Annotated in this window: 7 protein-coding genes; 5 read left to right on the top strand and 2 right to left on the bottom strand. The window is 51.6% G+C overall.

Annotated elements, in window-relative coordinates:
* Positions 1–5 precede the first annotated feature (5 nt).
* Genes NCN04_RS06215 through NCN04_RS06195 form a run of 5 tightly spaced genes read left to right on the top strand, consistent with a single transcriptional unit; the run spans position 6 to position 3394 of the window.
* Complete coding sequence (locus NCN04_RS06215; RefSeq protein WP_250395516.1) at positions 6–389, top strand: dihydroneopterin aldolase; 384 nt, start codon at positions 6–8, stop codon at positions 387–389.
* Complete coding sequence (locus tag NCN04_RS06210; protein ID WP_048346823.1) at positions 379–984, top strand: esterase/lipase family protein; 606 nt, start codon at positions 379–381, stop codon at positions 982–984. Before NCN04_RS06215 ends, NCN04_RS06210 begins: the two co-directional genes overlap by 11 nt.
* A gap of 58 nt (positions 985–1042) precedes the next feature.
* Positions 1043–1738, top strand: a complete 696-nt coding sequence (locus NCN04_RS06205) for a hypothetical protein (RefSeq protein ID WP_048346822.1) — start codon at positions 1043–1045, stop codon at positions 1736–1738.
* Positions 1739–1742: 4 nt separating this feature from the next.
* On the top strand, positions 1743–2294 hold the full coding sequence (locus NCN04_RS06200; RefSeq protein WP_250395515.1) for a hypothetical protein: 552 nt from the start codon (positions 1743–1745) through the stop codon (positions 2292–2294).
* Positions 2291–3394, top strand: a complete 1104-nt coding sequence (locus NCN04_RS06195) for an alpha/beta hydrolase (RefSeq protein WP_250395514.1) — start codon at positions 2291–2293, stop codon at positions 3392–3394. The genes NCN04_RS06200 and NCN04_RS06195 overlap by 4 nt, the downstream gene beginning before the upstream one ends.
* On the opposite strand, the gene NCN04_RS06190 is transcribed toward NCN04_RS06195, so the two are convergent.
* Both NCN04_RS06190 and NCN04_RS06185 read right to left on the bottom strand, forming a co-directional pair.
* Positions 3381–4841, bottom strand: coding sequence for an ArgR family transcriptional regulator (locus NCN04_RS06190; RefSeq protein WP_250395513.1), 1461 nt, complete (start codon positions 4839–4841; stop codon positions 3381–3383). The genes NCN04_RS06195 and NCN04_RS06190 overlap by 14 nt on opposite strands.
* Before the next feature lie 10 nt (positions 4842–4851).
* The coding region (locus NCN04_RS06185) for a M3 family metallopeptidase (protein WP_250395512.1) at positions 4852–6574 on the bottom strand (1723 nt) is incomplete at its 5' end.

Genomic DNA, 6574 nt, shown 5'->3' with positions numbered 1-6574 from the left:
CTCCTTTGGATTTGATTCATATCCATGACCTGCGTCTCTGGGCTCATGTCGGCGTTCTGGACCATGAACGACGGGATGGTCAATGGTTCCAACTCGATATCACTCTGGGGTTAGATCTGAGTGCATCGGCCAAGTCCGACGATCTCAGCGCAACCGCTGATTACAGCCTGGCGGTGGGGGCTCTTCAGGCGTTGGTGAGCGAGCTGTGTTGCCTCACCATTGAATGTTTCAGTGAGGAGATTTTTGAGGTGCTGGAACGTCTCTACGGTCCTTTGCCAATGCATCTGGTCTTGCAGAAGTGCCACCCTCCTATTGCAGGTTTTACGGGGTCGGTTGCCATTGAGCGGCGGCGTAACTGGTCTGTTCAGCAGGGCTTTTATGCAATCTGAAGCTGCCACCCGTCCCATCGTTTTGGTGCACGGTCTTCTCGATACGCCTCGGTTGTTCTCTCGCTTGGAACGTCGTCTTGAAGGACAACATTCTTCGGTCTTTTCCCCCCATTTGCCTCATCGATTCGGTGCGATTCCTCTACGTAAGCTCGCTCAGCAGCTGGATGGCCTGATTCAAGAACGTTGGGGAGTGGAGACAACGATTGACTTGCTTGGGTTTTCAATGGGCGGGGTGATTGGTCGGACTTGGCTCCAAGAGTTCGGGGGCGCCAAGCGAACGCATCGGTTTATTAGTGTTGGCAGCCCCCAACAGGGAACGCTCACAGCACAGTGCATTCCTGCCTGGTTGTTCGCTGGTTTGGCAGACATGAAGCGGGGTAGTCCCCTGCTGCGCTCTTTGAACGGCGATTACTCCGACTTGCAGTCTGTGGAGTGCATCAGCTTTTTCTGCCGTTGGGATCTAATGGTCTGCCCTGGGTGGCAAGCCGTGCTCCCAATCGGGACGAGCACTGCAGTACCTGTTTGGACGCATCAGCAATTGATGTCACATCCCAAATCGCTTGATCTGTTGATCGAATCACTTCTTATTGATTAACTGACAACGCTGGCGTGCGTGGCCAAGCTTGGTCGTTCGATGATTTTGATTAGAGCTCATGTGCTTCTCGGCTTCTGCGAGTTTCACTGCGTCTGCGGTTCTCATGCCATTAGGGCTGTATTCCCATCACCTCGCTTCTAAGGCTGAACAGCCTGGATACAAACCTTTAGCACTCGTGCCTTTCTTTTTTGGTGTTCAGCAATTTGTAGAGGGGTTGGAGTGGACTGGAATCGTGGGTGGAAAGATTGAGCCTTTGACATCAATCGCCGGGCTTGGATTCCTGTTTTTTGCTTATTGTTTTTGGATGATTTGGATTCCCTGGAGTGCCTGGTCTATTAGTCGAACAACAGATTCAATTGGTTTGCAAAGACGTTTGAAATGGGTGGCAATTGTTGCAACGGTTTTAGGAATCTTTTTCTATGTTCCTTTATTGCTTAATCCTCCAGCTCTTCAGCCTTCCGTATTCAGTAACGGTCGATTGATGTATGACGTCTCGAATCTCCAAAGCATCTTTCATAATTTCGTCAATACTGAGCCGGTTGGAGAACTTGTTTACTGGGGCTTTATTGTTCTGCCGCTGGTCGCTGTAAGTGATCGGGCTGTGAAGTTGTTTGGTGTGTTGATCTTTGTCTCGATCTTCCTTACGTGGATTACTTACAGCGCAACATTTAATTCTGTTTGGTGCTTCTACTGCGCCGTTCTTTCTATCATGGTGCTATGGATTGTAAATCGTCCTCAAGTTCAGCGTTCGTGAGCTGATGATTCAGCAACTTACAGAGCAGCTTGTTGCGATGGGTCAGATTCTTCTGGCCCTTGATACTGGTGTGGGCCTTCTTGTGGCTGTCGGTTTTTCAATGTCTGCGTCTCATCTGTTTTCTCTGCTTGCTAATCGACTCACTCCTAGGCAAATCTTTCTCCATATGGTCGTCGATGCTCTGGTTCTTAGTCTGGCTCTTCTGCTTTGCCTGATTAGTCATTGTCTGATGCTGGCCTTGATGGAAGGGGTTCCCTTGCAGCCCATTGTTTTTGGTAATCGGATGGCAGTAGCACTCTGGCCAGGACTCTTTTATGTCCTGGTTGCCGCTCCTTATGTGAGTGATCTTATTGCCGTCACGCTTCTGGCATGGATGCATCTCAATATGATCATATTAGTGAATGCGATGTATGGGATTCCTTTCCTTCATGCCCTATTTGTTTGCCTGCCTGGCTTTGTGATTGCTCTGCTGCTTGTAGGGGCTTTGTTTTCTCAGCGATGGCGATCGAGTTATGACACTTTGGCTAAAGAAGTTGCACTTCAAATCCAGCGATGACTAGAAGCAACGCCGTCGTTCATGGTCATCGGCACAGCATTCGCCTAGGCGCGCGTGTCTTGATTGGTGTGTTGGTCTTGGTGGGAATCCTGATGCTGATTGGCGTCGGGGTGGTGCGGCGCGATGCGGATTCTCTTCTGCAATCCGGATCTCTCTTAGAGCTTCTTGGTGTGTCTGGAGGAGCGATTGTTGTTGTGCTGGCCTTAGTGGGTGTGTATTCGGTGATGGTTGACTTTGTGTTTTGGGAAGGGTGGATGCAAAGCTTCCCAGATGCCAGCGGTTTGTTTGTTGGGAATGAGGAGAAGCGGTCAGAGCATCGCCATTTTTTGGTGTATCTCGATGGCATTCACCAAAGTGAAGAGAGTCATCCGCCAAGAGTTCAAGAGTTTCTGAATTGTTTGGAGTCTGAAATTGCCAAGGATTCCCTATTGGTAAAAGGAATTGAGGCTTATACCATCACGGATGTTGGACTCCGTGCTGCTTCTTACTCCCGATGGTTTTGGCAGTGGTTGTTTGCTCTTCAAGAACATCATCCTAATGGGTTTGTTCAATTTGTTTGTGCATTTTGTATTCAGGCAAATAATGTCATTAAGGTCGGTATCTCGTCTGATCGACGTTATGGACCTGTGATGAATTATGAATTAGCTTTGAAAATAGCCCGACGATTAGAGCAGTTAAATTTTCATCCTTCGCACGCATCTCGTGTGGTTTTAGTTGGCTATAGCGGTGGTGCTGAAATGGCGATTGGTACTGCTGAAATGTTGCAAAAGCTTTGCTGTAGTCCTGTTCAAGTGATTTCGATCTGTGGGGTTTTTAGTGGGAATGCGGCTCTTGAAAGTATTCAGGATGTTGCGATGGTGGTCGGCAGTAAAGATCCTGTGGCTGCGTTTGGCCGACTCGCTTATCCAGGTCGATTGAGCTTATTGCCTTTGACAAACTGGAACCGTTGGCAGCGATCGCATTGCTTGCATCGTTATCTCATTGATCGTATGAGTCATAACGGTTCTTCCGGACCTTTTAGTGTGGCCTTCCGTGAAAAGGTTGTTGCTGCAATTTGTAGTGAACTGGAACGCAGTTTGGTCAGCTCTACTGCCGGTTGAGATCTTGGATAAGTAAAAAAGGTGAATAACTCGGTTGACTGGCTAAAAGGCGTCTCTTCGCATCGTTTCGGGTCACTGAAGTGTGATAAAGATCTTGAGGCATGTTTTCAAGTGCTCCCTTATAGCGATCAACGGCGTCCTCATTGGGACGCATGCTTTCTTCAAGTAAATGATCCAGCTTGGCGCTGAGCCGTTCTCGCCATAAGCCTCCGAGTGTGAGTGGAAACAGGTTGGTCTGACCTGTCAGTGCATATTCCAAGAGCGCGGTGGAGTCGATGCAGAAACCGATCGCTCCATAGCCACCGAGATGGAGGTTTTCCATGCTCGCCTCGCTGTTGTGAATGGCGCCCATTAATTCGCAGAGTTCAATCGCATCGGACAGTTGTTGATCGCGAAAGACCGTTGGCGAGTATTGGACGCTGCCGTTGGAACGTCCGTTTTGCCACGGTCGATCCAAGTCATTCATCGCGGCCCAGCCATTCAGGCCCTCGGTGCCTTGGTAGTACTGCAGCAGAACGGTTTCATCCTCTGGCGGTTGTAATTCCAGCTCTAAGCAGGCGTGGGGTAGTAACGCGTTGATTTCTTTTTGATTCGTCTCTTGCAAGCCGGTTCGGTAAGGGACCGCAAGGGGGATTTGCGCCCATTGATTGCTATCAGAACTGGGTGTACTGGCTCCAAGTCCGAAGCTGGCCACACTGGTCCGCACTCTCGCTTGACACGTCCATCCTTTGGATTGAAGGCACTGGATTAGATCCTTTCCGCAGGACTGACCTTCGAAGCGATAGGTGTCGAGGTTGAGGCTCTGTCCACCCAGAAGATTGCTTCCAAGAACGTTGAACACTTGAGCCATCTGTTGATTCCGATGTCTGGCCTCTGCGGATTGGAGATAGGAGAGTCCGTGATTGCTCCAAGCAATCTCCCCACCGAGTGATGACAGTCCCGCTAGCCCTGTTCGAGAGTTCGGCGCACTGTGTTGGTTCTGTGGATAGAGGGATGCCGTCGCTTGTGACTTCCAGGTATCCAGTCCCTCAGGCAGGGGCCATTGCTGGCCGCCGGGATCGTTGTAGTTGCGCTGGCACCAAAGATCTAAAGCTGAGCGTCTTGAGTTGGTTCGCTGAGGGAGTAAGTGCTGCAAGTCATCAGCGAATGCAGCCAGGAGGAGGGGACTCATCAGTCCCTCTCCAAGCAAGATCCCCAGACCTCTCAAGTGTTCCGGCAGTGATGCTGGCTCCTGCCGCCAGCGGCGAGGAAGCATCGCCAACAGAGGAAGAAGGCGTTGATGTTGAACGTCTGTCAGGAGCGCTGCAAGAAAATCTCGACGGCTAATCCCTTTCTTCAAACTGCTGCGCTCAAGGGCTTCCTCCAGCGAGACCAGCGGAACACGCGTTGATCGATTGGTTTGAGACAGGTTCCAGTTGGAACTCAGTGCAAGCAGGTCATGGTGCATGTCTGCAAGTTCAACGATTGGCTGCTGTCAGTCCGGAGTGGCGAATTAATGCGTCAGTGCTGGCTGCTCGACCCCGGAAGGATTTGTAGACATCAGCTGGTCGCTGACTTCCTCCCAGGCTGAGAACCGTGTTGCGGAAGCGTTGTCCGGTGGCTTGTACGTCCTTTTCCTGATCGAGGCCAACCTCCTCGAAAGCGGCAAAAGCATCGGCGCTTAAGACCTCTGCCCACTTGTACGAGTAATAACCAGCGGAGTAACCACCAGCAAAAATATGGCCGAAGGCGCAAAGGAATCGGTCTTCAGGGATCGGGGGCAATACGGTCGTGCTGTCTGCGATCTTGCGTCTGAACGCATCAGGGGATTGACCCAGCTCAGGAGTCCATGTGCTGTGAAGACGTAAATCGGTTAAAGCGAAATGAACCTGGCGTAGCGTTCCGCATCCCTGCATGAAGGTGCGGCTGTTGCGCAGTTTGTTGTAGTCCTCTTCAGGCAAGGGCTCCCCTGTTTTCCAATGACGGGCCATTCCCATCAAGGTCTGGCGATCAAGGCACCAGTTCTCCATGAACTGACTGGGAAGCTCCACCGCGTCCCATTCCACGTTGTTAATCCCAGCTGCTTGGGGATGTTCCACCGTGGTGAGCATGTGTTGAAGCCCATGGCCGAACTCATGGAACAGGGTCTCAACCTCTTCAAAACTCATCAAGCTTGGGATGTCACCGGAGGGTGGGGTCTGATTGCAAATCAGGTATGCCACAGGGTTGGTGAGCACACCCTCCGAATTGCGAGACCGGTTTAGGCATTCATCCATCCATGCTCCACCTCGCTTGCTGGCGGGCCTGCTGAAGGGATCGAGATAAAACGCTGCGAGTGGATGGCCTCCCTGATCGTTGACTCTGAAAAAGCGCACATCCGGATGCCAGATCGGTGCTTCGCCATCAGCAGCTTCAATCTTGATGGAAAACAAACGTTCGCAGAGATGGAAAAGGCCATCGAGCACTTGTGGAAGTGGAAACCATGGACGTAAAGCCTCTTGATTGAGGTTGAACCGTTGTTGACGAAGTTTCTCGGCCCAGTAGCTCACATCCCAGGGGCTGAAATCATCCGCTTCTTTCCCACCATGACGACGGGCACAGTCCCTGAGCTCGTCGATCTCTTGTTCTGCGATAGGCAGGGCTGCAACGCGAAGTTCTTCGAGAAGCCTTTCAACTGCTTCGACGTTGTCAGCCATTTTTGAAGCCAGGCTTCGTTCCGCCCAGTTTTGGTAGCCAAGGCGGGAAGCCTGATGGGTCCGAAGGTCGAGGATTTCTTCGATGAGAGGAGTGTTGTCGAGTTCTCCTGAGCTCGCCCGACTCACCTGGGCTCTGTAGACGGTTTCTCTCAGGTTGCGGTTGTCGGCATGGGTCAGAACGGGTAGGTATCGAGGCATGTCGAGACCTAGTCGCCAAGGCCCTTCCAAGGCTGTGGGTTCCTGTCCATCGCGATGTTTATCACCAGCTTCCTTTGCTGCAGCAGCCAAAGCCTGCATGGCCCGTTCAGGTACGCCTTGGAGTTGGTCTGCGTCCTCAACCAGAAGGGTCCAACCCTGGGTGGCGTCGAGCACGTGATTGCTGAATTGGGTGGAGAGCGAGGCGAGTTGTTCGCTGGCCTCGTTAAAAGCTTCTTGATCAGCTCCGCTCAAGCCCACCCCTCGATGGCGCATCGATAACAGTTCGGCGTCAAGGATCCTGATTTGG

The organism is Synechococcus sp. MU1655 (assembly GCF_023630655.1).
Taxonomy (GTDB): Bacteria; Cyanobacteriota; Cyanobacteriia; order PCC-6307; family Cyanobiaceae; genus Synechococcus_C.
This window is presented reverse-complemented; position numbering and strand designations above follow the sequence as displayed.